A 23,007-nucleotide genomic window follows, 5' to 3' on the forward strand; every position below is an offset into this window, starting at 1 on the left:
TTCGGGTAAGTCTTAGGCGTGTATTTTGAGCGCGGCGCATGTCTTTTCAGCGAAGTTTGGATCGCAGGTTGCGGGGCGGCGGGGGCTAGCTGTTATTTCCACGGATCAATGCAAATGCACGCAGGATGTTTTCGGGCGTGTCAGATTCAGACATGATTTGCGGTTTGCGTGCCCACTTTAGGATGTCTTTTGTGGTCTGTGGAATTTTCTGAAGCACGCAGGGAAGGTGGCAGTGCAATTTACCGCGCCGGTAATTTGTGCCTGTCAGCTTGTAGCCGAGCAGGAAATTTTGATCACCGTAGAAGCCGGGTAAGTAGGTGGTGAATGCGATGACGTGACCGCCGGATAGGCCGTCAATCGTTGAAAACCCCGCGGCTTGTGCAAAGGCGAAACCCGAGCATTCTTTAATCAAGCTGGGGTGACGCACCGTGATCCGGTCTGTGGTTGTGTCATCGTAAAATTCTGGTGGTCGCGTAAAAACCCGTAGGCGACATGTCCGCCCGTCGCGTTTGAATTGAACGAGGTGCAGCATGTAGCATTGCGTCGGATATTGCCATGTGCTCCACTCTAGGTAGATGCCGTCAGGTAGGATGTCTTTTGAGGGCGGAATTAAGGTGTGGCCGGAGGGCAAGGGGTGGGCTGCGGTCTGCTGAAGCAGTGGCGTCGTGTAGATATCCGTGCTCACGCCGAAATAATTGCAAATACGGACCAACATATCAGGCCTCGGAAACGAGGTGCCGGATAGAAACCGTTGAAACTGTGACCGATGAATACCAAGCGCATCACACACGTGATTGATTGACGGCTGTGTGACCAGCAATTGGCGTAGATTTTTACCAAAGGTATTCCGGATGTCTTGCGATGTTGGCTCCACCGCCATCTGTACCTCCCGACATAACCAAACTTACCAACCATCGTTACAATAAGCCTTTTTTGCGACGCTGAAAAGCAGCGCTTTTGGTCCTACGGATAGGACGGCATGTTCGTTTTTCGCACCGCTGGGCGCGTGTTAGGACATGTTAATGGATGCACTTGCGGGTAGAATAACCTCGGGTTCCTCAATGTTACAAAAGAAAGCTGGCCGCATGTTCGGGGCCTAGGAAGGTGGGGTGTATGACTGTGTTGGATATTGGAAGCAAAGCTGTGAGCCGCCGCTTTTTGGGGCGGCTTTGGGCAGGTCTTAGGCGGTTGGTTCCGGCAGGGAATGCGGGCCCTCAAGTGGCGCGGCGGACGCCGGATGCTGTCGCGGAATTATATGAATGTGCTGCCCGGATGGAAGACATTGCCTACGATCTGGCCGGGACCGAAAGCGAGGCGCGTGTGGTGAAGCTTATGCATTTGTCTTGCCACCTTGAAGCGTTCGCGACTGAGATCGCAAAACGGGATGCCCGCGACGTGGCTCATCGCCCGAGATCATACATACCAGAGCGGAAATAGCCGCGAGGGGGGGCTGACGAGATTTGGAGAAGACGGGGCCGTTGGAAAGGCCCCGTCAATTTATTGGTAAATGGCCGTAAAGATCAGGCCGTTTTTTCCAGCTCGAACGCATCATGAAGCGCCTGCACGGCAAGTTCCATGTATTTGCGGTCGATCAGGACCGAGATTTTAATCTCGGAGGTTGTGATCACCTTGATGTTGATGCCTTCGGCTTGCAGTGATGCGAACATTTTCGCCGCAACACCCGCGTGGGACCGCATCCCGATGCCAACAACCGACACTTTGGCCACGCCGTTATCTGTGACAAGGTCGTGGTAGTTGATGTGGCCGGCTTCCATGGCGTCTGCCATTGCCTTTTCCGCACGCACAACCTGATCGGTCGGGCAAGAGAAGGTCATGTCGGTGCGACCTTCCTCGGAAATGTTCTGAACGATCATATCGACGTTCACGCCGGCCTCGGCCAATGGGCCAAAGATCGCGGCGGCGATGCCCGGGCGGTCAGCCACAGAGATCAGCGTCATTTTTGCTTCGTCACGGCTGTAGGCCACACCTGCTACTGCGTTCTGTTCCATGATTTCCTCCTCATCGCAGACGAGCGTTCCGGCGTCGTCCGATGGTTCTTCGAATGATGATAGCACGCGCAGGCGCACTTTGTACCGCATGGCCAGTTCGACCGACCGTGTTTGCAGGACTTTTGCGCCAAGCGACGCCAGTTCCAGCATTTCCTCAAACGCGATTTTGTCGAGCTTGCGGGCCTTGTCCGTGATGCGTGGGTCGGTGGTGTAAACCCCGTCCACGTCAGTATAAATATCGCAACGTTCCGCATCAAAAGCGGCGGCAAAAGCCACAGCCGTGGTGTCGGACCCGCCGCGACCTAGCGTGGTAATCCGGCCTTCGGGGCTGATCCCTTGGAAGCCTGCAACAACCGCGACCTTCATGCCTTCGGCGAATTTGGCGGTGATGTTGTCGGTTGGGATTTCTTCGATTCGTGCGGACGAATGGGCTGAGTTGGTTTTCAGCGGCACCTGCCAGCCTTGCCAGCTGCGGGCTGGAATTTCCATTTCCTGCAATCGCAATGCCATCAGGCCCGCCGTGACGTTTTCGCCAGACGAGACAATTGCATCATATTCGCGGGCATCATAAAGCGGTGACGTCTCATCCACCCAGCCGACCAATTCATTGGTCTTGCCGGACATCGCAGACACGATGACGATGACGTCGTAGCCCTTGGCTACTTCGACGGCGACACGTTTAGAGGCCCGCGCAATGCGGTCGAGGTTTGCGACGGATGTACCGCCGAATTTCATCACTAGCGTTGGCATCGCATTTCCTTTGCCCCACCGAAATTTCACGCTTCCTTAGACTGCTGGCAGCAGGGGGGCAAGCGGGCGACGATTTTTCCAGAAAAATCGGGAAAATTTTCGCGAAAATTTGGGGTTGAACGCTTAGTTGGTTTTTTTGGTCGGCATAAAGGGCAGGGGTAGAACGGGAATGCCGTCCGCGAGCAGCTGTTTGGTGTCTGCCATCGTCGCTTGACCGTAGATCGCGCGTTCGGGTGCATCGCCCAAATGCATGGCCCGTGCTTCGGTCGAAAAATCGGTGCCGACGTCAGTGGCGTTGCTTTCCACGTGTTTCTTGAGCTTCGCGATATCGGTGTCTTCGTCGCGCAAGCGGGGTGCGGTGATTGCATCGGATGTGGCAACTTTGGGTGCCATCAGTGCTTTGCGGATATCGCTGTCGCCGCAGACCGTGCAGTTGACCATATGCGATTTGAGCAATGTGTCGCAGTCCGTCCCTGACCGGAACCAGCTGTCGAAGGTGTGATCATTGGCGCAGGTCAGATCAAAGCGGATCATGGGGTTTTAGGCTTTCAAAGCGGGTGCTGTTTTAAAAATAGGGATCGGTGCCCGGATCGCAAGGCCCTAACGTTTCACCATCGCGGGCGTAAAGCTGGCGATAATCCGTTTGAGTTCCGGTTCTTTAACCTTTGACGCGGCTTTTGACAGGCTGACCCATTTGCGGCGACGTTGGTGGGCTTCGGGCCAGTCGCTGTGCACAGCGGTGATTTTGACGGGATAGACCAGCGTGATCACCGGTAGCACCTCGGTTCCGATCGTTTTTTGATAGGTGTAGACGCCAAGGCAGCGGTCGTAGGCTTTGCCTGTTAACCCTGCTTCTTCCCATGCTTCGGTGGCGGCAGCCTGTGCGGGCGTTTGTTTGTGCATGGGCCACCCTTTGGGCAGAATCCAGCGTTTGGTCCGCCGTGTGGTGACAATGCAGACCTCGACCTTGTTTTTGCGAACCCGATAACACAGGGCCGCAAATTGCGTCCTGACGTCAGTTTTCCCAACGCGGTTCAGCCTCAGCGGAAGTTGTTTTGGTTTTATCGCTTTGGGCATGGCGCTTTGCGTATCGCGGATTAGGTATAGGCTATGTCAGTTACGTCACATGCGCGGGCACAACACGCAAGCCCGTTTCAGCCCGTCCCGCCATTGCCCAAGTTGATTGGCCACGAGATTTATCGCGGGTCCAGTTACGGGGCGCATCATCCGTTACGTGTGCCGCGTGTGTCCACCGTGCTGGATCTGACCCGCGCGCTGGGGTGGTTGCCGCGTGAGCAGTTCGTGCAAAGCCCGCGTGCAAAGCCGTCTGCATTGACCGCATTTCACACACCCGCTTATCTCGCCGCACTCGTCGCGGCTGAGGCGAGCCAAAGCGTGACGGACCCGATCAAGCAACGCCACGCATTGGGAACACCATCAAACCCTGTCTATACCGAGATGTTTCGCAGGCCTGCGACGGGCGCTGGTGCGTCCTTATTGGCAGGGGAAATGCTCGCACGTGGCGGCATCATCTATTCGCCTGCGGGTGGCACCCATCACGGGATGCCGGACCGCGCGAACGGGTTTTGTTATTTGAATGATCCGGTGTTCGCGATCCAGTCGCTGCGCCGGAACGGCGCGCGAAAGGTCGCGTATATCGACATTGACGCGCATCATCCCGACGGGGTGGAACATGCCTTTGCGGATGATCCTGATACGCTGCTGATTTCGACGCATGAGGAAAATCGCTGGCCACGCACGGGGGCTGTGACGGATGTGGGTGCGGGGCAAGTGTGGAATATCCCGTTGCCTGCGGGTGTCGGAGATGACGTGGCCGCACTTGTGCGCGATGCGGTGATCCTTCCGGTGGTTGATGCGTTCCAGCCCGATGCGATTGTGTTGCAATGCGGCGCCGATGCCGTTCTCGAAGACCCGCAATCGCGGATGGCGTGGTCAAATCAGGCACATTGGACCTTTGTCGCAATGTTGAAAACCATGGCCCCGCGTTATCTGGTACTAGGCGGTGGGGGCTATAATCCGTGGTCTGTCGGACGCTGCTGGGCTGGTGTCTGGGCTGTGCTGAATGGCTTCGACGTGCCCGAAGTCCTGCCCGAAGCGGCGCAGGATGTGTTGCGCGGGCTGACATGGGAAGGCCAAAAGCGGGTCAAACAGCCGCCCGAACATTGGTTAACGACCTTGGCCGACGATCCACGCCACGGTGCTATCCCCGACGAGGTTCGCGTCCGTGTGTTGACGTTGCAAGAGAGGTTGAAGCGATGGATCTAGGCTTGTCAGGTTGGATTACAATCCGGATAAGGTTTCTATGCGTTTGATGTTCCTCTGCCTTTTGTGCTGCGTGATGCCGATCAAAGCCTTGGCTGACGATCTGGTTGTCTTCGCGGCTGCCAGCCTCAAAGGGCCGCTGGACGCGATTGCAGCGGATTTTGGCGACGTGGTGGTGTCTTATGGCGGCAGCGGCACATTGGCGCGGCAGGTGTCACAAGGCGCCCCTGCGGACGTTGTTTTGCTGGCGAATGCAGCCTGGATGGACGTGCTCGTGGCAGACGAATGGGTCGCAACGGCGGTCCCGTTTGTGGGCAATGCGTTGGTGATTGTCGGACAACCGGACGCCGATGAAGTCGCGTTAACGCCTGATGGATTAACCACGGCGCTGGGCGGCGGGCGGATCGCGATGGGCTTTACGAACAGCGTGCCTGCGGGGATCTACGGGAAAGTGGCGTTAGAGGCGCTGGGCCTGTGGGAAACGGTAGCACCACGCGTTGTCGAAGTGGATAATGTGCGGGCGGCGTTGAATCTTGTCGCACGTGGCGAGGTCCCGATTGGCGTTGTTTATCAAAGTGATGCGCTGATTGTACCAGAGTTGGAAATCGTCGCGCGGTTTCCCCGCGATAGCCATCCAGAGATCGCGTATTTCGCAGGTGTCACGGCGCAGGCGACACATCCAAAGGCCGCAAAGTTTATAGCATTTCTAGGGACCGAGGCGGCGCAGAAAGCGTTGTCTGACGCGGGTTTCTGCACCGATCGTCAACGGTGCTAATGTATGCAGTTTGATCCGGCATTTTGGGGGATTGTAACGCTTTCTTTACGGATTGCGGCTACAGCAACGATGATCGCATTGCCGCTGGCTGTGGCCGTCGCATGGTTGCTTGCGCGGCGTCAGTTTTGGGGGCACCGCATTGTAAACGGGTTAGTGCATTTGCCGCTGGTTTTGCCGCCTGTGGTGACGGGCTACCTGTTGTTAATCGTGTTTGGCCGCAACGGGCCCGTTGGTGGCGTGCTGTACAAACTGTTTGGCGTGACTTTAGCGTTCAACTGGACTGGGGCTGCGTTGGCGGCAGGGATCATGGCATTTCCGCTGATGGTACGGGCAATCCGGTTGGGATTCGAGGCAGTCGATAGCGGGATTGAAGCTGCCGCTGCGACCTTGGGCGCATCGCCGCGCCGCGTCTTTTTAACGGTGACATTGCCGTTGATTGCACCCGGCATTTTGGCGGGAACGGTGTTAGGTTTTGCCAAGGCGCTGGGCGAATTCGGCGCAACGATTACCTTTGTCGCAGCCATTCCAGGGCAGACCCAAACGATCCCATCAGCGATCTACGGGCTGCTTCAAGTTCCAGGCCAAGAGGGGGCTGTCGTGTGGTTGGTCGCGGTGTCGGTGGTGCTGGCGATGGGCGCGTTAATCGTGTCCGAGTGGCTGGCGACACGGATGACAAAAAGGCTGGCGGCATGATGCTGCAGGTCGATATTCAAGCGCGGATCGGCGAGTTGGATTTGGACATTCAGATGGATGTGCCTGCTGGCGTGACCGTCTTGTTTGGCCCGTCTGGTGCGGGAAAAACGACAGTGACTAATGCGATTGCAGGGCTGTTTAGGCCCGACAGTGGGCAGATAAAACTGGGCGATAAAGTGCTGTTTGACGGGCGACAAAACGTGCCGCCACATCACCGTCTGATGGGCTATGTGTTTCAAGATGCACGCCTTTTTCCGCATTACACCGTGCGGCAGAACCTGACCTATGGTGGAAACCACGACTTTGACCAGATCGTCGATGTGCTGGGGTTGGGCGAGCTGCTGGCCCGCAGGCCAGCGGGCTTGTCAGGTGGTGAAAAACAACGTGTCGCACTGGGGCGCGCGTTGATGTCGAACCCCAAACTGTTGTTGATGGATGAACCGCTTGCCGCGCTCGATGGTCCGCGCAAATCAGAGGTGTTGCCCTTTATCGCAGAGATCGCGGCGACGCGAAATTTACCTGTCATTTACGTCACCCACGCCATGGCCGAGGTCACGCAATTAGCCGACCAATTGGTGCTGATCGACAATGGCAAGGTCGCGCACAAGGGGCCTGTGATCGACGTTCTGGCCGATCCGATCGCGGCGAAATACTTTGCAAAGCGGGACGCGGGCGCGTTGATCGAATGCGTCGTCGAACGGCACGACATCGACGAAGGTATCACCGTTTTGGCCTCTGGCGCTGGGCCCATTTTATTGCCCGGGCAGGTGGGGCGCGTCGGCGTTGGGTTGCGGCTGCTGATACCTGCGCAAGATGTGATGCTATCGAAAACAGCGCTGCAAGGTCAGTCCGCGTTAAACATGATCGAGGCGGTCATCGACGACATCAAATCGCTACCGAACGGAAATTTGGCAGTGATTTTACAGGCGAAAGAACTGCCGATTTGGGCGGAACTGACGCCGTTGTCGGTCAGGAAGTTAGGATTTGAAGCGGGGCAAAACGTCTTTGCGATCTTCAAAGCGACCGCCGTGGGGCCAGTTTAAGCAGGCGCTTTGGCTTTTTCGAGATAGGCGTCCATCGCAGGTTTATACGCGATTAACTCTTTTGCGACCTCGGCATAACCGCGCAAGCGGGCGTCATAGGCCAGCACCGCGTCGGGCCATGTGATCGGCAAATCGATCGCGGTCTCAAAGGCTCTGATCCATGCGAACGTCACCGCAAATCCGCAGTCGCACATCCAGAGCGTGTCGCGGTCCAATGGGTCGCTGGATAGCAGCACGGCAAGCGAGGCGAGGTGTTTGGAAATCGCCGCGCCGCCCGCGTTCACAGCGTCGATGTTGCGGGTTCCGTAGGCGACCTGTGGGTAAATCGCACGCACGGCGGGCTCTAGTCGCGTGTCGTGCATCCGGCTTTTTTCGCGCGCTTTAGCGCGAAGTTGCACGGTTTCAGGTAGCATTGGAACGTCTGGAAACGCCTCTTCAATGTATTCAGCGATGGCTTCAGAGTCGGCTAAAACCAGATCGCCGTGGATCATTGCGGGCAGGTTTCCTGATGGGATCAGTGCCTTATACTCCGCCGATCCGTAGCCGCCCGGAGGTGGCAGTTCGGTAAATGCCACGCCCTTGTGACGCATCAAAATCCGCAGTTTTGCATTATAAACCGAGACGGGAACAGCGTAGATCGTCAGCATTTTCAAGCCCTCATGACTAAGGCTGGATATGTCCAAATATCCAGCCTTAGGTTCGAAAAGTATAATTTATTCAGCCAAAAGCTGCCATTTCACGCCCAGTTCATCGAAAAATCCCTGTTCTTGCTTCAGGGTAATCCATGTGTTGACGTAGTTAATCCAAACCTGATCGTCTTGGCGCATCAACATCGCGATGGGCGTGGGCGCACGGCCTGCGTCAACTGGGACGATCATCAATTGGTCGTATTGCGCGACTAGTTTGTTGGCCTCGACGTTCGATGTGATGCTGGCATCAGCGCGACCGACGAGTACTTCTTGGAAGTCACGCGCAGGCGCTTCGACGATGCGGTGCTCGGCGTCGGGAAAGAATTCTTTGATCTGGGTTTCTTGTGTCGTGCCGAGCGTGGCCGCGACGGATACGTCAGCCATGTTCAGGTCTTCCCACGATGTAAAGCGTTCAGCGTTTTCGGTTAACGTCAAAGGCACGGTCGTCAGCGAGAAATAGGTGTCGGAATAACCCGCAGCCTTGGCGCGCGATGGCGAAACCGAGGCCGATCCGGTGATGTGGTACTGTCCGGACGTCACGCCGCTGACCAAAGTTTTCCAGTCGGTCGCGACAAATTCAACCTCGACGCCCAAATCGGCGGCAAGTTCGGTCATCACGTCAATGTCGTAGCCTGTGTACGAATTTGTGGCGACGTCTTTCATCGTCATCGGGTTCCAGTCGCCAGTCGTGCCGACTTTGAGCACGCCTTCGCTGAGGATATCGTTCAACGCAGATTGGGCTGTTGCCGACACGGTGCTGGCTGCCAAAACGGCAGTCGCGGCAACAATTTTAAAGAATTTCATGGGGTTTCCCTTTTCGTTTGAACGTTGATACCTAGTTTGCCTTACACAAACGGCAATGCAAAGAGGTGACGCTTTGATCTTGCTCCACTCACGGTCACTGCTGCGTGATCAGATCAAGGACACCGAATGAGCGACCCCCAAACGCCGATTATCTCAATGCGGAACGTGTCGAAATTCTTTGGCGATTTCCAAGCCTTGCGAGACGTTAACCTTGATGTAAGGCTCGGTGAGCGTGTGGTGATTTGCGGCCCGTCGGGGTCGGGGAAATCGACGTTAATCCGTTGTATTAACCGTCTAGAGGCGCATGAATCTGGCGAAATTATTGTGGATGGGACGGTGTTAACCGATAACCCCAAAAACCTTGATAAAATTCGCGGCAATGTTGGGATGGTTTTTCAGCAATTCAATTTGTTTCCGCATTTGACCGTGATTGATAACCTGACGCTTGGTCCGCGGCGTGTGCTGGGTCTGTCAGACGCGGATGCAAAGTCGCGTGCGATGAAATATCTGGAACGCGTCCAAATCCCTGATCAGGCAGACAAATTTCCACGTCAATTGTCCGGTGGGCAGCAGCAACGCGTAGCAATTGCACGGTCATTATGTATGGAGCCGCGGATTTTGTTGTTCGACGAACCGACGTCCGCGCTTGACCCTGAAATGATCGCGGAAGTGTTGGAAGTGATGACAGAATTGGCTGCGTCGGGCATGACGATGATCGTCGTGACCCATGAAATGGGATTTGCCCGACGGGTCGCGGACACGATGGTATTCATGGATAAGGGCGAAATCGTCGAAACCGGCGCACCAGAAGACGTGTTCACCGCGCCGAAATCCAAACGCTTTGGCACCTTCCTTCAGCAAATTTTGAACCACTAAAGGCGTGATGATGAAAAGATTAACGATCTGCGCCGCATTGATGTTGCTGGCTGGCTGTTCCGGCAATTGGGGCTGGTACGTGGTCGACCCAACCACGCCTAAAGGATTGATAAACCTCAAATTCATGCTGAACGGCATGTACTACACGATCCTGTTGTCGGTCACGGCAATCTCGATATCGGTGGTCGTTGGGTTGCTGGTCGCATTGCCGGGGTTGTCGCCGAAAAAAGGCTGGCGCAGGTTCAACCGCACCTACGTCGAAATCGTGCGCGCCGTGCCGATCTTGGTCTTGATCCTGTGGGTATACTACGGACTGCCGACATTAACGGGAATCACGTTAAACGTGTTTTGGGCGGGCGTTTTCGCCTTGGCGCTTTCCGATAGTGCCTTTCAGGCTGAGATTTTTCGGGCGGGCATCCAGTCGGTTGCAAAGGGGCAATACGAGGCGTCGCAGTCAATTTCGCTTAGCTACCGCGACACGATGCGCTTTGTGATTTTGCCGCAAGCGATTAGGCGGATACTGCCCGCGCTCGGTAATCAATTGGTTTATATGATGAAAATGTCGTCTCTGGTGTCCGTGATCGGGATGCAAGAATTGACGCGCAAAGCCAACGAGCTGATCGTTTCAGAATACCGACCGCTGGAAATCTACACGGTTCTTGTTCTCGAATACCTTGTGCTTATTTTGATTGTGTCCGCTGGTGTGCGTTGGGTTGAACGTCGTTTGCAGGCGTCAGAGATCTGACCCTAAAACGCCTCATCAACCACGGATTGTATTGAGACATGGGTGGAGGTGTTCGAAACATGGGGCAAAGACGATATTTTCTCGCCCAGAACCCGCCGATATTCATGAATGTCGGCGGTGCGCACTTTGAGTAAATAGTCGAACGCACCCGCGATCATGTGGCACATTTCGATCTCGGGCATTGTGCGGGCAGCTTCATCAAAGGCGCGAAGGGCCTTTTCAGTGGTGTCGTTAAGCTTGATTTCGATGAACGCGACATTGCTACGTCCCAATTTCGCAGGATTCACGACGGCCCTAAAACCGGTGATGTAGCCTTTGTTTTGCAGGCGTTTCAGTCGTACTTGGCAGGGGGTCTTGGTTAACCCGACTTTGTCCGCCAATGCGGTGACAGAGATTCGCCCATCAACGCGCAGAATCCGTATAATTGCGCGGTCAAAACGGTCAAGTTCGCCGGACGCATTGGCTTGATCAGAGGCTTCGCCCATTTCCTGCCCCTTTTTTGGTTTGTTTCGCAATGAATAACACCCATTTCAGGCTGAATGACTTTCGCCGTTATGCTACCGCTTGTCTACTCTTGATAAGGTTATCGACATGGAAAATCTAACGCCCATCCGCCTAAAAATTCGTAAAGATCACCTTCGTAATGAAGATGAGGTGCTTGCTGAACTACAGCAACGTGCTGATTTTTCAGAAGAATTCCGCAGTAATGCGGTGGACTACGGGATTAACCTTGTCAACGCGATCCGCAATGACAGCAAACCCGGCCTGATGGAGATATTTTTAGCTGAATATGGTCTGTCCACGAACGAAGGCATCGCGCTGATGTGCTTGGCCGAGGCCCTGTTGCGGGTGCCCGACGCGGACACGATTGACGCCTTGATCGAAGATAAAATCGCGCCGTCCGCATGGGGTGAACACCTCGGGAAATCCAGTTCATCGCTGGTGAATGCGTCGACCTGGGCGTTAATGTTAACGGGTAAAGTTTTAAAAGACGGCACCGGCATGGCGTCGGTTTTGCGGTCCGCAGTCAAACGTTTGGGCGAACCTGTGATCCGCGTCGCGGCGTCCCGTGCGATGAAAGAAATGGGCGCGCAATTTGTGTTGGGCGAGACGATTGAACGTGCATTAGAGCGTGGTCGTAAACGCGAAAAGCAGGGTTACACTTATTCATATGATATGTTGGGCGAGGCTGCGCTAACCGCCAAGGACGCGATTGCGTATTTTGATGCATATGCAAACGCGATCAACGCGTTAGCGGGCGAATGTAAGTCGGACGATATCCGCGAAAACCCAGGTATTTCGATCAAACTATCTGCGTTGCACCCGCGTTACGAGGTCGGTCAGCAGGATCGCGTGATGCGAGAGTTAACCGAACGAATTCTAAAGCTCACCAAGATGGCCCGCGACGCTGGCATGGGGCTGAACATTGACGCGGAAGAGGCAGCCAGGCTTGATTTATCGCTCGACGTGATTGCTGCTGTTTTGGCCGACGAAAGCTTGCAAGGCTGGGATGGATTTGGCGTCGTTGTGCAGGCTTATGGTAAACGTGCGTCCGGCGTCATCGATTGGTTGCACGGATTGGCAACGCAACTTGACCGCAAAATCATGGTGCGGCTGGTGAAAGGTGCCTATTGGGACACTGAAATTAAGAACGCTCAGGTCGAAGGGCTGGATGGCTTTCCTGTATTCTCTCAAAAATCGGCGACCGACGTGTCCTATATTTGCTGCGCAAAACAACTGCTCGGCCTCAGCGACCGGATTTATCCGCAATTCGCGACGCACAACGCACACTCGATTGCAGCGATTTTTGAAGTCGGCGCTGACCCTAAAAGTTATGAATTCCAACGGCTTCATGGAATGGGCGTGGCGTTGTATGACGTTGTTCTTAAGCAGAAAAACGCACGATGCCGGATTTACGCACCAGTTGGCGCGCACAAAGATTTGCTGGCCTATCTCGTGCGGCGGTTGCTTGAGAATGGCGCGAACAGTTCGTTTGTGAACCAAATCGTCGACAAGGATGTGCCGCCGCGCGTTGTCGCGGCCGACCCGTTTGCCGCTGTTAAGCCTGATTTCACCACTGTGCGTGCGCCGTCCGACTTGTTTACGCCAGAGCGATTAAATTCCAAAGGTTGGGATATACGCGATCGGGACGACCTTGACGCGATTGATAAGGCGCGGTCCGAGTTTTCAAAAACGATGTGGCGTGTTGGTCCCCTTGTGGTAGCCGAAAGTTCGGACGGTGAAGTTGTGGCGGTCCAGAACCCTGCCAAACCGTCTGATTTGGTTGGATTGGTACAGTACAGTTCTGAAGAAACGGTTAAAACGGCTATTGAAAACGCTCAGAAATGGGACGCGACTCCTGTCGAGCGGGCAGAAGTTTTGAACAAAGCAGCCGATCTGTACGAGCAGTATTTCGGCACCTTTTTCGCGTTGCTGGCCCGCGAAGCTGGCAAAACTCACATGGATGCGATTGCAGAGTTGCGCGAGGCCGTCGATTTTCTGCGCTATTATGCGGCGCGTGCGACTGAATTGACTAATCCTGCACGCGGGATTTTCACCTGTATTTCACCTTGGAACTTCCCGCTGGCGATTTTCACGGGGCAGGTTTCGGCGGCTTTGGCGGCTGGAAATGGCGTTTTGGCGAAGCCGGCTGAGGCGACAACGCTGACCGGCGTTTTTGCGGCGCAATTGCTGCATGAAGCGGGCGTGCCTGTTTCCGCGTTGCAATTGATCACGGGCGAAGGGCGCGATGTCGGCGCATGGTTAACGCAGTCCGATAAAGTGAACGGTGTTTGCTTCACCGGATCAACGCGCACAGCCCAAGCCATTAACCGTAATATGGCAGAGCATATGGCCCCAACCGCGCCACTGATTGCGGAAACTGGCGGCCTAAATGCGATGATCGTGGACAGCACAGCGCTGCCGGAACAGGCGATCCGTGACATTGTTGCATCGGCATTCCAATCAGCAGGGCAACGGTGTTCAGCACTGCGCGTTCTCTATGTGCAGGACGACGTCGCGGACTTGTTCTTGGAAATGCTCTTTGGTGTTATGGACGAGCAGGTCATCGGCGATCCGTGGGATATTCGCACCGATCTTGGCCCGCTTATTAACCAAACGGCAAAGAACGGGATCGAGGCGCATGTTAACCCTTACGGGCAGGCAGGGCGCGTTCTGAAACATGTGCCGTTCCCCGCTGAGGGTCATTTTGTGCCGCCGTGTGTGATCGCGATTGATAGTATTTCGGAGCTCAAAGAAGAGGTTTTCGGTCCCGTTTTGCATGTCGTGCGCTTTGAATCGGACGAATTGGATCAAGTCATTGCAGACATTAACGCAACTGGTTTTGGCCTGACGTTTGGCATTCATACGCGCATTGATGATCGCGTGACCGACGTGACGAGCAGGCTGAATGTCGGCAATATCTATGTGAACCGGAACCAGATTGGCGCGGTCGTTGGGTCGCAACCCTTTGGTGGGGAAGGGCTTTCTGGTACTGGACCAAAGGCTGGTGGTCCTGATTATGTGACTCGTTTCACTGATCCCGGGCGCAGTGTTGCGGCGGACCCTGATACCCAAGACGCCACGCAAACTGCGGTTCAAACGGCTATCGATGCAACTAAATATCGCCGCGTTTCGCTATCAACGACCGCATTGCCTGGACCCACGGGCGAATCGAATATGTTGTCGGTTTTCGGACGCGGTAAAGTGCTATGCCTCGGCCCAGGCGATGTCGCGGCCGCAGAACAGGCGAAAATCGCAGAGTCGGCCGGATGCGCCCCAACCGTTTTCGCAAGCGGTGTCGCGCCGGACGTTCTGACTGCGTTGGAAGGGGTCGATGTCGTCGTGTCCTATGCCGATGACGCGACCTTGTCTGCGTATCGCGGTGCATTGGCCGCGCGTGACGGCAAGCTTATCCCATTGATTGCAGAGCATGATTTGGCTGATCGGTGTAAATTGGAACGACACATCTGCATCGACACAACCGCTGCGGGTGGCAACGCGACACTACTCGCATCGGTCTAGATTTTGCGACAAATGGTTTGGGGCGTCGGGCGGATAATGGCTTGACGCCCCAGTCCGCACCCCATAATCAAGCGCAAGGACGGCGAGTTGGTAGAGTGGTTATGCAGCGGATTGCAAATCCGTGTACACCGGTTCGATTCCGGTACTCGCCTCCACATCTTTTCAATGACTTAGCAGCTTTCGCCCAGACGGGCGGTGAAAAGTCTAAACAAATGTCTAAACATTCTGTTTTTGTTCTGTTCTCGAGAGGGCTGCATTTAAGCTGGTTTTTGCCCTAACACCCACAGGAATAGTATAGCCAGAATTGGGCTAAAAATTAGGGACAGGAGAACCCATCCCACAGTGCTGCGGTTTCGGCTTTCAGCCATTCGGGCTGGGACAAGTATGTACAACCAAAGCCCGAACCAAAGCATCAGTATGACCGCGATGATGGGAATAATACTTTCCATTATGAACGTTGCTCCGATCTCATCTGTTGCGCTTGAACAGCTCTGATCCGTTGGCGCAGTTTTTTGGTGTAGTGCTGGACCATTGCAGGGCTTTGTCCGGTCACTGCTGCGATGAGGTCATCATTACAGCCTGCCTCAAGCAGTTCACAGGCTGCATTGTATCGCCAACTGTGAATGTCGTAGTCGAGCGCCTTGATCGCTTCGCGCACGTTCCTGACGGCTTGTGACGCACCGCGATAGGACCAGCGGTTAGTTCCCCGCTCATTGGTCAGGATGAACACCGAATGGCGGCTGGCGGCGTCTAAGGCGACTTGCAGCTCGGGTAGGATAGGGACCCACAGCTCTTTGGCGGTTTTGTTCTGTTTGATCACAAATGCGCCGTCCTGAATGTCAGACCAGCGCATTTCGAGAACATCACCGATCCGCTGACCTGTTCCGACACACAGCTCCATGACAAGACGTTCACGAGAGCCGATAGGGCAAGTTGCTCGGTAAACGTCGAGCAGCTCGCGCGGCCATGGTTCACGGGCGACCTTATCGGTTTTAATTTCTGGAACGCCTTTGGCTGGGTTCGTCTCACGCCAGCCGAGATCGACTGCGTGTTCCATGAGGATACGCAGGACGCGGAGCGAGTAGTTTGCGAAGTAGGGTTTTTCGGCATTCGCGTCGCGAAGCCGTATCACGTCTTTACGTTGCATCTTGGCTGGGTTTGCGTCGCTCATGATCGATAGAAAGAACTTGAGGTACTTATCGTAATCCAGAGCGGTACGCGGTTTTAGGCGCTTGTAGCGGGGCGACCTATGATAGTTCGCAATGAGAGCAGCAAAGCTGCGAGAACTCACCCGCATAGGCTTTTCTTTGCCATTCAGAATATCGGCGTATTCTTTCCAGAACTCAGGAGTACCGAATTCGCTTTGAAATTTCTGAGAAGGCCAACCGCGTCTTTGAAAATAGAGCCCGTTGCGTTGTTTATAGACGTGTTTAGGAAGCTCACGTTTTGCCATAGTGCATATTTATCCTCTCAAATTCGTCTCTGACGTTTTCTTTGGAAAGCTCAATTTCAATCCTGCGACCTTCTATACTGACACGATGAACAGATTTTCCCGCACCTTCGAAGGCTCGGAGCAGGCTCAGCGCTTTTTGTTCAACTGTCGACGACATTTTTACTCTCTTTTCGGGTACTGTTTATGGGCAGCAACCGTTCTATGTTCCGCATATTTATTGGTTTGCGCATCCAGTGGTTGAATGAATAATTTATCTTCATGCAAACAATTATGCAGTTGAATCTAGAGGGTAGCTTGATTCAGTGGCAAGAGATTTGTTCGATGGGCCAATATCAAGTGCGGCGCTGCAGATTTAACATAATAAAAATATGTATAGACTTTGGGGGCGTGTCAGTTGTTCGTGTCAGTAAAGATTTTTCGAGAAATATGACTGAAACATTTTGTTATCTGGTGGCTGTCGGCACGCGTGGGATTGGGTCTGTTTTATCATTTCGTGTCAGTAGATGTATACATAGGCAAGGGGGGGGGGTGTTTCCCGCCTCAAGCCCCCTCCGATTCGTATGTCTACGGGGGCATGAGTCTAACGTCTTGAGGCCTAAATTCAGACTGTCCTAAACTGGGAGCGTCGTGGTCGCTCTGAATTTACGCGGTTAGAGGTCGCAGAGCGCCGTTCAAGGTGTTTTTGGGGTGGTCTCGTGCCAGAGATCTACCTTGGTTCTTCTAGACGCCTCTCCGTGCTGCTGTGGTGCTAAAATAGTCCGCTTGCTGCGATATGCTGGGCAGATTGCGGACATTCGCTGTGGTTGAGAAAAGGCCGCACTGAATGCCTTAGCAGCGCTCTGTTGATGCTTTCGAATTTGATTTTGTTTCGGTATCAAGCGCGGAGGGGCTTGACCATTTGCAGTCGGGGCTCAAAGTTATCGAAGCCGGCCCAGGGAGCAAAGAATGATTTCGCGCATAGAAATTGACGGATTTAGATCATTGATTGATTTCCAACTTGATATGCGGCCTGGTTTAAACATTATGGTGGGTCCCAACGGCGCAGGAAAAACCAATATTATTCTGTTCTTTGAGTTTCTTACGAGTCTGATTGACAATCAACTTTCTGAGGCAATCAACCGTTGTGGCGGCGCAGGTTCGATATTCCGAAAAACCGAAGACGGCGGTTTTGTGAAAGAGATTAGGGTAAATATATTAGGTTATACAGAGTCTCCTTACGCGAAATCAGAGCTCCGATATATTCAATATCAGTATGAGTTTACAATCGGGCTATCCCATGACGATGATTTTGTCTTTTTTAAACAGCAAAAGTTCAGCATTTCTTCTAATAAAAAAAGGATGAACGATCAGTCTTGGGATCTGGTTCTGTGGTCTGATTTTGATGAAGAAAGCCAAACAAATACTACGAAGATCAAAAGCGTCGATTTCCGCAAGGCACCAGAAAATGCTTGGAGATTTGCTGGTCAGGATTCTTTAACGAAAGCAAACAAAACCCGAGCAATCGAAGCCATGTTGAATAGGTCGATTGACTGGGATCGTCCCCTACCGACAATAGCAAGTGTACTTATGACGGAGGCTAGAGATGTCGTTCGTGATTTTGCGAGCGGGAACGCGCTTAATGTCGAGCCGGCTATTGCTAAAAAGTATGAGGATAGTGCTACAGCTCCGGGAATACGGCGAAATGGAGGAGGTTTGGCTGCTACGCTTTACTCTCTAGATAGGCTCGAAAACTCTAATGCGCCTCGGGTGAAAATGCGTCCACGACCGGCGATCTACCGAAACAGTTCGCCACCGTTTCTTGCTGCAAAAGGAACGCTCTCAAAGATCAACGAATACGTTCGGCTGGTCAACGATGAGATTATCAAAATCGCAGTTCGAAAAGATCATGATGACAATAACTTAAAGATTTTCGTTACCCTAAAAGGCACGAAAAAAGACCTTAGCTTGCCGTTTGCTTTCATGTCGGATGGTACAATCAAATGGATTACTTTGGTCACTGCTATTTTTACAAATAGGGAGATGTTTGCAATTGAAGAGCCCGAGAACTTTATTCACCCTGCGATGCAACAAGAAATTTTGGACCTGATGCGAAATGCGAGAGGCTTTGCCAAGAAAGATAACTTTGTTTTGATGACGACACATTCTGAAACCTTGTTGAACGCTGCCGCGCCCGATGAAGTGATCACTGTGCGTATGGAGAATGGTAGAACGATTCCCAACAGGCCTCAGAACCCCGAAGAGCTCAAAAGCGAGATAAACCGTTCAGGATTCGGACTTGGCTATCTATATCTCGCAGGTGCCTTAGAAAATGGCTGACCCAGCGTTTTTTGTAGAAGGCCATATGGAACAGCGGTTCATTACCCAAGTTTGCAAAGGTCAGCCCGTTAGAAGAATCGGGTGCAACGGAGATCAAGTTTCAATGGCTGGGATGGCGAAGCACCTAGCTCCATTGCTAAGGCTACTTGAAAATAGATACCCAAGGGTTGTTTTTTTTGATCGTGAAAGACGCGATGAGAGCTGTGTGGAGCTGGCTGAACAGCTGCTAGTTGAGCTTGAGAAATATGAAGTTAGCGTCGAGAACCTTGTGATCGGGGTCGCAGATCGAACCATTGAAAACTGGATTCTTGCTGACAGCGGATTGCCTGAAACTGTTGATTGCCTCTCCGCAGGCACTTCTAATATTGAAGGTCAATTCGGCAAAAGCCTTATGCGTAACGCAATGAATGCATCTAGTGGCTATAAAGAAACAACTACGGGTTTGATGCTTTTAAAGAGTATGCGTCCTTCGGTCGCGAGAATTAATAGTGAATCATTATCCCATTTTTTAGATCAGCTCGACTTTCCATGTTGGTGGCTAGATCGGTGAGGCAGGTCTCTATTTAATGCTTTAGCGAATACATGCTTTCTTATGAAGTGCTCTAGCCACGTCTGGGGGCGTCGCAACGTTTGTTGTTCTTGGCTTCAACAGAATAAGAGAAGCCGCATCGCAGCATTTACTACGGTCACCAATGGGCCGCTAGCTTTCAGAGCATTCCACCCGAACTATGCTTGGGGCGGACTCAGCCGTGTAAAAATACAATTCCTCGCTGTACACAGGGCCCTCAGCATAGCCATCTGCAGTCGCGATAATTTCGCTTCCTTCTGTATAGCCGTAGCAAGTAAAGAAATATTCGCTGCCTTTCTCAAGCCCAGAATACACGACAGCGATTGTCTGCAGATGCTGTACACCTTGAAGTCGCACTTCAACCGCTTCAGCCTTAGTTGTCGAGAGTGCCATTATGGCTGCGGTCATAAAAAGTTTCATCCTAATCCCTTGTATTCATTGGTAGCGATTTGACCATGAACCAAACCATTCCGTGAAGCTAACTTGTGGTTCGTAAGTTGTCGAGTTGAACAAATTTGCGAATTATTATCGTTTCGATCGAGCCATCTAATGTCCGCTTCGGGGATGTTGCATCGCCGCGTCGTCGTCCTCGACCAAGGTCCACAATGGGACCTGTGCGTCTAAACTTTCATGATATGTTCTTGCGTAATTTTGGTTTGGTCTAGGAAATAAATTCATTGTTTTCAATTGGATGCCTAGTCTTGCAAATCCGTGTACACCGGTTCGATTCCGGTACTCGCCTCCAATAAAACCAATAACTTGTGGTGTGCTGTTTTGTGCGGGGTCGGACCTGCCACACACGCTGCCACACATTCACGATCTGTTTTTGTTCTGTTCCCGCGCCTTATTGGCGGACCTTGCGCGGGCTTTCTGACGTTCGCCACCCGCATAAAGCTGCACCATTTTCACGGTCTTGTGGCCTGTGATTGCCATGATGGACGGATCATCCAGACCGACGCGGGCAAGTTCTGCCGTGGCGGTGTTTTGCCTGGCATTCCCTGAACTCGTTTTTCGGGTCAAAAGTATTGACCTGCTCCCCCTGAAAAGTCCGGTGTTTAGGGTTAGCCTGTTTTCCGAGAAGGAGACCAGAGTGATTTGGCTAAAGCGTTCCGCTATGGTCTGAGCCGTCGAGACGCCTTCAGCCTGTTCCTGACCGACGGGCGTGTAGCAATAGACAACAATCTCGCCGAGCGCGCCCTGCGCCCAATTGGAGTAGGACGGGAAAACTGGCTCTTTGCAGGGGCAGACACAGGCGCAGAAACTCTCTCACGCGCCATGGCCATCATCGAAACCGCCAAGCTGAACGGCTTTGATCCGCAGGCCTACCTTGCCGATGACGCCCGTCGTAAGCTGGCACTCTGGCGATACGACTACAACAACGTCAGGCCGCACTCATCGCTTGGGAACCAAACACCGGCAGAAGCGCGTCGAGCGCTTGAGCAATGTGAGGGCTCCGCGCACGACGCGCTTGCCCAAACTGACGACGAAGAATATGAAACCCAGACCCGCAAACTCTCGTTATGAACGAGGGAGCCTCGGGGGGCAGGTCACGTTCCACACACCCTGTTGAACGTCGCGGGAACCTGACCCAACCGCCACAGTCGGACCAGAACTGTTGTGACATTCGACTATCAAAAACATCTCCAAGACTAAAAAGCAGTTGATGTGGTTGCCGATGGAGCTTTCACTTAAAGACCACTGTGGGCTTTTTGCTGACCCGTGAATATGGGGCGGTTACTGCCACCTAGGAAGCACATTTTCTGATGTCTGCTACCGTGTGGCTGTCAAAATGCTTCAACAACCACCGGGGTTTTGGAGGGGGTTTTTGACAGCATAAATCGGGGTGGTTTGTGGGCGTGTCAAAAACGAGGGTTTTTGGAACATTCTTGCAGAATATCTTTGTGGGAAATGGAACGTGATGCCTGTGTTTCTGTTTTTCGGTTCCAAAATTATTGCGGGCTGGTGCAGTATTTTACTAACGCGGGGGACTGATTTTGGGATCAGGGCGGGCAGGTCCACTAATGCGGTCTATATTCGGCCACACGATATAGGCAGCCCAATTCCGCCCGTCAGGCGTGCAATAGACGAGATACTCACCACTGTTCCTATCACTGGGCTTGTATTGAAATTCGCCACATCCTCGAACATTGTTCGAAATGAGAGTGCGTATAATGTTACTCGGTGCATTTGATCGCCATGGCCCAAGGTAATCATCAGCCAACTCTTGTCTTGGACTTTGTCTCGGGATCTCTGTTTCTTTGTCTGTAAAAAAAAGCCAACTGCCGCTCCAATATGCGATAAGTGCGAAAAATAAGCCAAAGAGCGCGAAGATTAGGAACACGCCCCCAGAGGCATTTTCGTCAGGCTCGAACGCCATTAGCGTGCCCGCAACGACAAGGCCGATGAGCATAAAGCAGCAGCCTGCGAAAACTGCTCCTACAATAAGTGTTAAAATAAGTGTCAAGTATCGTTCCCTCGCATAGAATAATTTTTCGTTTTCAATGAATGTAGGGTCTTAGGTGAGGCAAAGCGACCGCTTTTTTTTAGGTCGCCAAAAACGACCGTTTTGGAAGAGTCCTTACTGATCCGTTGAATCTTCGCTAGAGTTTTGATCGTGCTCTTTTTCAATAGAAACCCAAAGAGGACCATGCTGCATCGCACCAAAAAGCGCTATCTCAACATCCATCTCGTGGCGATGGTGTATTCTGAATTGATGTCCAATCCCAGTGCTCACTGCCGTCTCGATCCTTTGCGCATCATTACCCTTGCAGTGCCCATCCAAGAAAATATGAAAGGCTAATCCTTCACTTCGTATTGGCAAGGCACAAGGCAAACCCGAGACGACATCCAATTTTTTACATGTTGAGAAAAACGTAAGTGCTGTTCGCTTAAATCCTGCATCACAACAGCCTAAGAAAAGCGATGAGCGATTGACCTGAGCCCCTAAAACTCCTCCAGATTTGTGTAGAGTCCGCCCAACAAAAGGACGGACAAATGAAGGCACGATTTACGGACGAACAGATCATTCATTGCCCGGCAGGCGATTGCGTAGCAATCTGCCGAGAGGGGCGATGATCAAGGAACAGGAATCTGGTGAGAAGACCGCTGATGTATGTCGACGTCATGGGATCAGCTCCGCGACGTTCTACAAGTACAAATCTAAGTACGGCGGCATGGAGCCGTCTGATGCGAAGCGGTTGCGGGCGTTGGAAGACGAGAACGGTAAGCTGAAGAAGTTGCTGGCCGAACAGATGCTCGACAATGCCATGCTGCGAGATATCAATTTAAAAAAGTGGTGACGATGCGGCCTTTGTCCGCCATTGGTCCGAGGACAATGGGCGCATGGGCAAAGCGGAAAGCTGTGGTCCATCTGTGCGAGGCGCATGGAGTGAGCCAGCGGCGGGCATGTGATTTGCTGCAGATTGATCGGTCAACGGTGCGATATCTGTCGCGCCGTGGTGATGATGCCGAACTGCGCCCCTCTCGGCAGATTGCTTCGCAATCGCCTGCCGGGCAAGGGATGCCATCAAACGCGTGTCTCGTGAACGGCGACGATTTGGTTGCCGCCGCATCCATGTGATGATTGCGCGGGAGGGCTTTGAGGTGAACCACAAGAAAGTAAGGCGCATCTACCGCGAAGAGAAGCTTCAGGTGCGCCGCAGAGGTGGCCGAAAGCGTGCTTTGGGCACAAGGAAGCCAATGGTGCTACCCGATGGGCCGAACCAACGTTGGAGCTTAGATTTCGTGTCTGACGCTCTGACAGATGGTCGCAGGTTTCGCATCTTGGCTGTCGTTGATGACTTCAGCCGTGAGAACTTGGTTCTGGTAGCTGATACATCGCTGTCCGGACACCGCGTTGCACGTGAGCTGGACAAGGTGACCGCAGAACGTGGCATGCCAAAGACGATTGTGTCGGACAACGTCCTATGCGCGGAATGATTGGCTGATTTGGCATCAGGTCATTGTCGTATCGAGCCGTC

22 protein-coding genes, 1 tRNA gene and 2 pseudogenes are annotated in these 23,007 nt (G+C 53.1%); 14 read left to right on the top strand and 11 right to left on the bottom strand.

What is annotated here, in order from left to right; genetic code table 11:
* Positions 1–85 precede the first annotated feature (85 nt).
* Positions 86–880, bottom strand: coding sequence for a helix-turn-helix domain-containing protein (locus FHS72_RS02770; protein WP_183525173.1), 795 nt, complete (start codon positions 878–880; stop codon positions 86–88).
* Between the two features lie 233 nt (positions 881–1,113).
* Here FHS72_RS02770 and FHS72_RS02775 point away from each other — a divergent pair, with 233 nt between their 5' ends.
* Positions 1,114–1,437: a hypothetical protein gene (locus FHS72_RS02775; RefSeq protein ID WP_183525176.1), complete on the top strand. Its 324-nt coding sequence runs from the start codon at positions 1,114–1,116 to the stop codon at positions 1,435–1,437.
* Between the two features lie 83 nt (positions 1,438–1,520).
* Here the strand turns inward: FHS72_RS02775 and FHS72_RS02780 are convergent, their stop codons facing one another.
* From FHS72_RS02780 to FHS72_RS02790, 3 genes are all read right to left on the bottom strand, one after another.
* A complete protein-coding gene (locus tag FHS72_RS02780) occupies positions 1,521–2,759 on the bottom strand; it encodes an aspartate kinase (protein ID WP_183525179.1) in 1,239 nt (412 codons plus the stop codon).
* A gap of 123 nt (positions 2,760–2,882) precedes the next feature.
* On the bottom strand, positions 2,883–3,293 hold the full coding sequence (locus tag FHS72_RS02785) for a DUF1178 family protein (RefSeq protein ID WP_183525182.1): 411 nt from the start codon (positions 3,291–3,293) through the stop codon (positions 2,883–2,885).
* A gap of 66 nt (positions 3,294–3,359) precedes the next feature.
* On the bottom strand, positions 3,360–3,836 hold the full coding sequence (locus FHS72_RS02790) for an NUDIX hydrolase (RefSeq protein WP_183525185.1): 477 nt from the start codon (positions 3,834–3,836) through the stop codon (positions 3,360–3,362).
* A 33-nt stretch (positions 3,837–3,869) separates the two neighbouring features.
* Here FHS72_RS02790 and FHS72_RS02795 point away from each other — a divergent pair, with 33 nt between their 5' ends.
* Genes FHS72_RS02795 through modC form a run of 4 tightly spaced genes read left to right on the top strand, consistent with a single transcriptional unit; the run spans position 3,870 to position 7,553 of the window.
* Positions 3,870–5,045, top strand: a complete 1,176-nt coding sequence (locus FHS72_RS02795) for an acetoin utilization protein AcuC (RefSeq protein WP_183525189.1) — start codon at positions 3,870–3,872, stop codon at positions 5,043–5,045.
* 37 nt (positions 5,046–5,082) lie between these two features.
* Positions 5,083–5,817, top strand: coding sequence for a molybdate ABC transporter substrate-binding protein (modA, locus tag FHS72_RS02800; RefSeq protein WP_183525193.1), 735 nt, complete (start codon positions 5,083–5,085; stop codon positions 5,815–5,817).
* A 3-nt stretch (positions 5,818–5,820) separates the two neighbouring features.
* Positions 5,821–6,510 (top strand): molybdate ABC transporter permease subunit, encoded by a 690-nt coding sequence (modB, locus tag FHS72_RS02805; RefSeq protein WP_183525196.1) that lies wholly within the window; start codon positions 5,821–5,823, stop codon positions 6,508–6,510.
* Entirely contained in the window at positions 6,507–7,553 is a 1,047-nt protein-coding gene (modC, locus tag FHS72_RS02810; RefSeq protein WP_246414427.1) for a molybdenum ABC transporter ATP-binding protein, read from the top strand. Before modB ends, modC begins: the two co-directional genes overlap by 4 nt.
* Here the strand turns inward: modC and FHS72_RS02815 are convergent.
* Together FHS72_RS02815 and FHS72_RS02820 are read right to left on the bottom strand one after the other, a co-directional pair.
* Positions 7,550–8,200 (bottom strand): glutathione S-transferase family protein, encoded by a 651-nt coding sequence (locus tag FHS72_RS02815; RefSeq protein ID WP_183525199.1) that lies wholly within the window; start codon positions 8,198–8,200, stop codon positions 7,550–7,552. The two genes, modC and FHS72_RS02815, sit on opposite strands and share 4 nt — an antisense overlap.
* 66 nt (positions 8,201–8,266) lie before the next feature.
* A complete protein-coding gene (locus FHS72_RS02820) occupies positions 8,267–9,046 on the bottom strand; it encodes a transporter substrate-binding domain-containing protein (protein ID WP_183525202.1) in 780 nt (259 codons plus the stop codon).
* 126 nt (positions 9,047–9,172) lie between these two features.
* On the opposite strand from FHS72_RS02820, the gene FHS72_RS02825 reads away from it, so the two are divergent.
* Positions 9,173–9,922, top strand: coding sequence for an amino acid ABC transporter ATP-binding protein (locus FHS72_RS02825; protein ID WP_221235317.1), 750 nt, complete (start codon positions 9,173–9,175; stop codon positions 9,920–9,922).
* 7 nt (positions 9,923–9,929) lie between these two features.
* Positions 9,930–10,667 carry an amino acid ABC transporter permease gene (locus FHS72_RS02830; protein ID WP_183525205.1) on the top strand — a complete coding sequence of 246 codons (738 nt, stop codon included), beginning with the start codon at positions 9,930–9,932 and terminating at the stop codon, positions 10,665–10,667.
* A 2-nt stretch (positions 10,668–10,669) separates the two neighbouring features.
* On the opposite strand, the gene FHS72_RS02835 is transcribed toward FHS72_RS02830, so the two are convergent.
* Positions 10,670–11,152: an Lrp/AsnC family transcriptional regulator gene (locus FHS72_RS02835; protein WP_183525208.1), complete on the bottom strand. Its 483-nt coding sequence runs from the start codon at positions 11,150–11,152 to the stop codon at positions 10,670–10,672.
* A gap of 106 nt (positions 11,153–11,258) precedes the next feature.
* On the opposite strand from FHS72_RS02835, the gene putA reads away from it, so the two are divergent.
* Together putA and FHS72_RS02845 are read left to right on the top strand one after the other, a co-directional pair.
* A complete protein-coding gene (gene putA, locus FHS72_RS02840) occupies positions 11,259–14,690 on the top strand; it encodes a bifunctional proline dehydrogenase/L-glutamate gamma-semialdehyde dehydrogenase PutA (protein ID WP_183525211.1) in 3,432 nt (1,143 codons plus the stop codon).
* Positions 14,691–14,771: 81 nt separating this feature from the next.
* Positions 14,772–14,845: transfer RNA gene (locus FHS72_RS02845), tRNA-Cys, on the top strand.
* 293 nt (positions 14,846–15,138) lie between these two features.
* Here FHS72_RS02845 and FHS72_RS02850 read toward each other — a convergent pair.
* Positions 15,139–15,987 carry a tyrosine-type recombinase/integrase gene (locus tag FHS72_RS02850; protein WP_183525214.1) on the bottom strand — a complete coding sequence of 283 codons (849 nt, stop codon included), beginning with the start codon at positions 15,985–15,987 and terminating at the stop codon, positions 15,139–15,141.
* A 142-nt stretch (positions 15,988–16,129) separates the two neighbouring features.
* A complete protein-coding gene (locus FHS72_RS02855) occupies positions 16,130–16,300 on the bottom strand; it encodes a hypothetical protein (RefSeq protein WP_183525217.1) in 171 nt (56 codons plus the stop codon).
* 788 nt (positions 16,301–17,088) lie between these two features.
* Here FHS72_RS02855 and FHS72_RS02860 point away from each other — a divergent pair.
* A complete protein-coding gene (locus FHS72_RS02860; RefSeq protein ID WP_183525220.1) occupies positions 17,089–18,459 on the top strand; it encodes an AAA family ATPase in 1,371 nt (456 codons plus the stop codon).
* On the top strand, positions 18,452–19,009 hold the full coding sequence (locus FHS72_RS02865) for a hypothetical protein (RefSeq protein ID WP_183525223.1): 558 nt from the start codon (positions 18,452–18,454) through the stop codon (positions 19,007–19,009). The genes FHS72_RS02860 and FHS72_RS02865 overlap by 8 nt, the downstream gene beginning before the upstream one ends.
* 150 nt (positions 19,010–19,159) lie before the next feature.
* Here the strand turns inward: FHS72_RS02865 and FHS72_RS02870 are convergent, their stop codons facing one another.
* Positions 19,160–19,447, bottom strand: a complete 288-nt coding sequence (locus FHS72_RS02870; protein WP_183525226.1) for a hypothetical protein — start codon at positions 19,445–19,447, stop codon at positions 19,160–19,162.
* Between the two features lie 393 nt (positions 19,448–19,840).
* Entirely contained in the window at positions 19,841–20,047 is a 207-nt protein-coding gene (locus FHS72_RS02875) for a hypothetical protein (protein ID WP_183525229.1), read from the bottom strand.
* A 69-nt stretch (positions 20,048–20,116) separates the two neighbouring features.
* Between FHS72_RS02875 and FHS72_RS18440 the strand changes: the two are divergent.
* From FHS72_RS18440 to FHS72_RS18445, 3 genes and pseudogenes are all read left to right on the top strand, one after another.
* Positions 20,117–20,551 (top strand): annotated as a pseudogene (locus tag FHS72_RS18440) (IS66 family transposase); the annotation flags it as partial.
* A 1,123-nt stretch (positions 20,552–21,674) separates the two neighbouring features.
* Positions 21,675–21,827, top strand: a complete 153-nt coding sequence (locus FHS72_RS02890; RefSeq protein ID WP_183525232.1) for a hypothetical protein — start codon at positions 21,675–21,677, stop codon at positions 21,825–21,827.
* 194 nt (positions 21,828–22,021) lie between these two features.
* A pseudogene (locus FHS72_RS18445) lies at positions 22,022–22,948 on the top strand (IS3 family transposase); the annotation flags it as partial.
* Positions 22,949–23,007 lie beyond the last annotated feature (59 nt).

This window comes from Yoonia ponticola (assembly GCF_014199395.1).
GTDB classification, from domain to species: Bacteria; Pseudomonadota; Alphaproteobacteria; order Rhodobacterales; family Rhodobacteraceae; genus Yoonia; species Yoonia ponticola.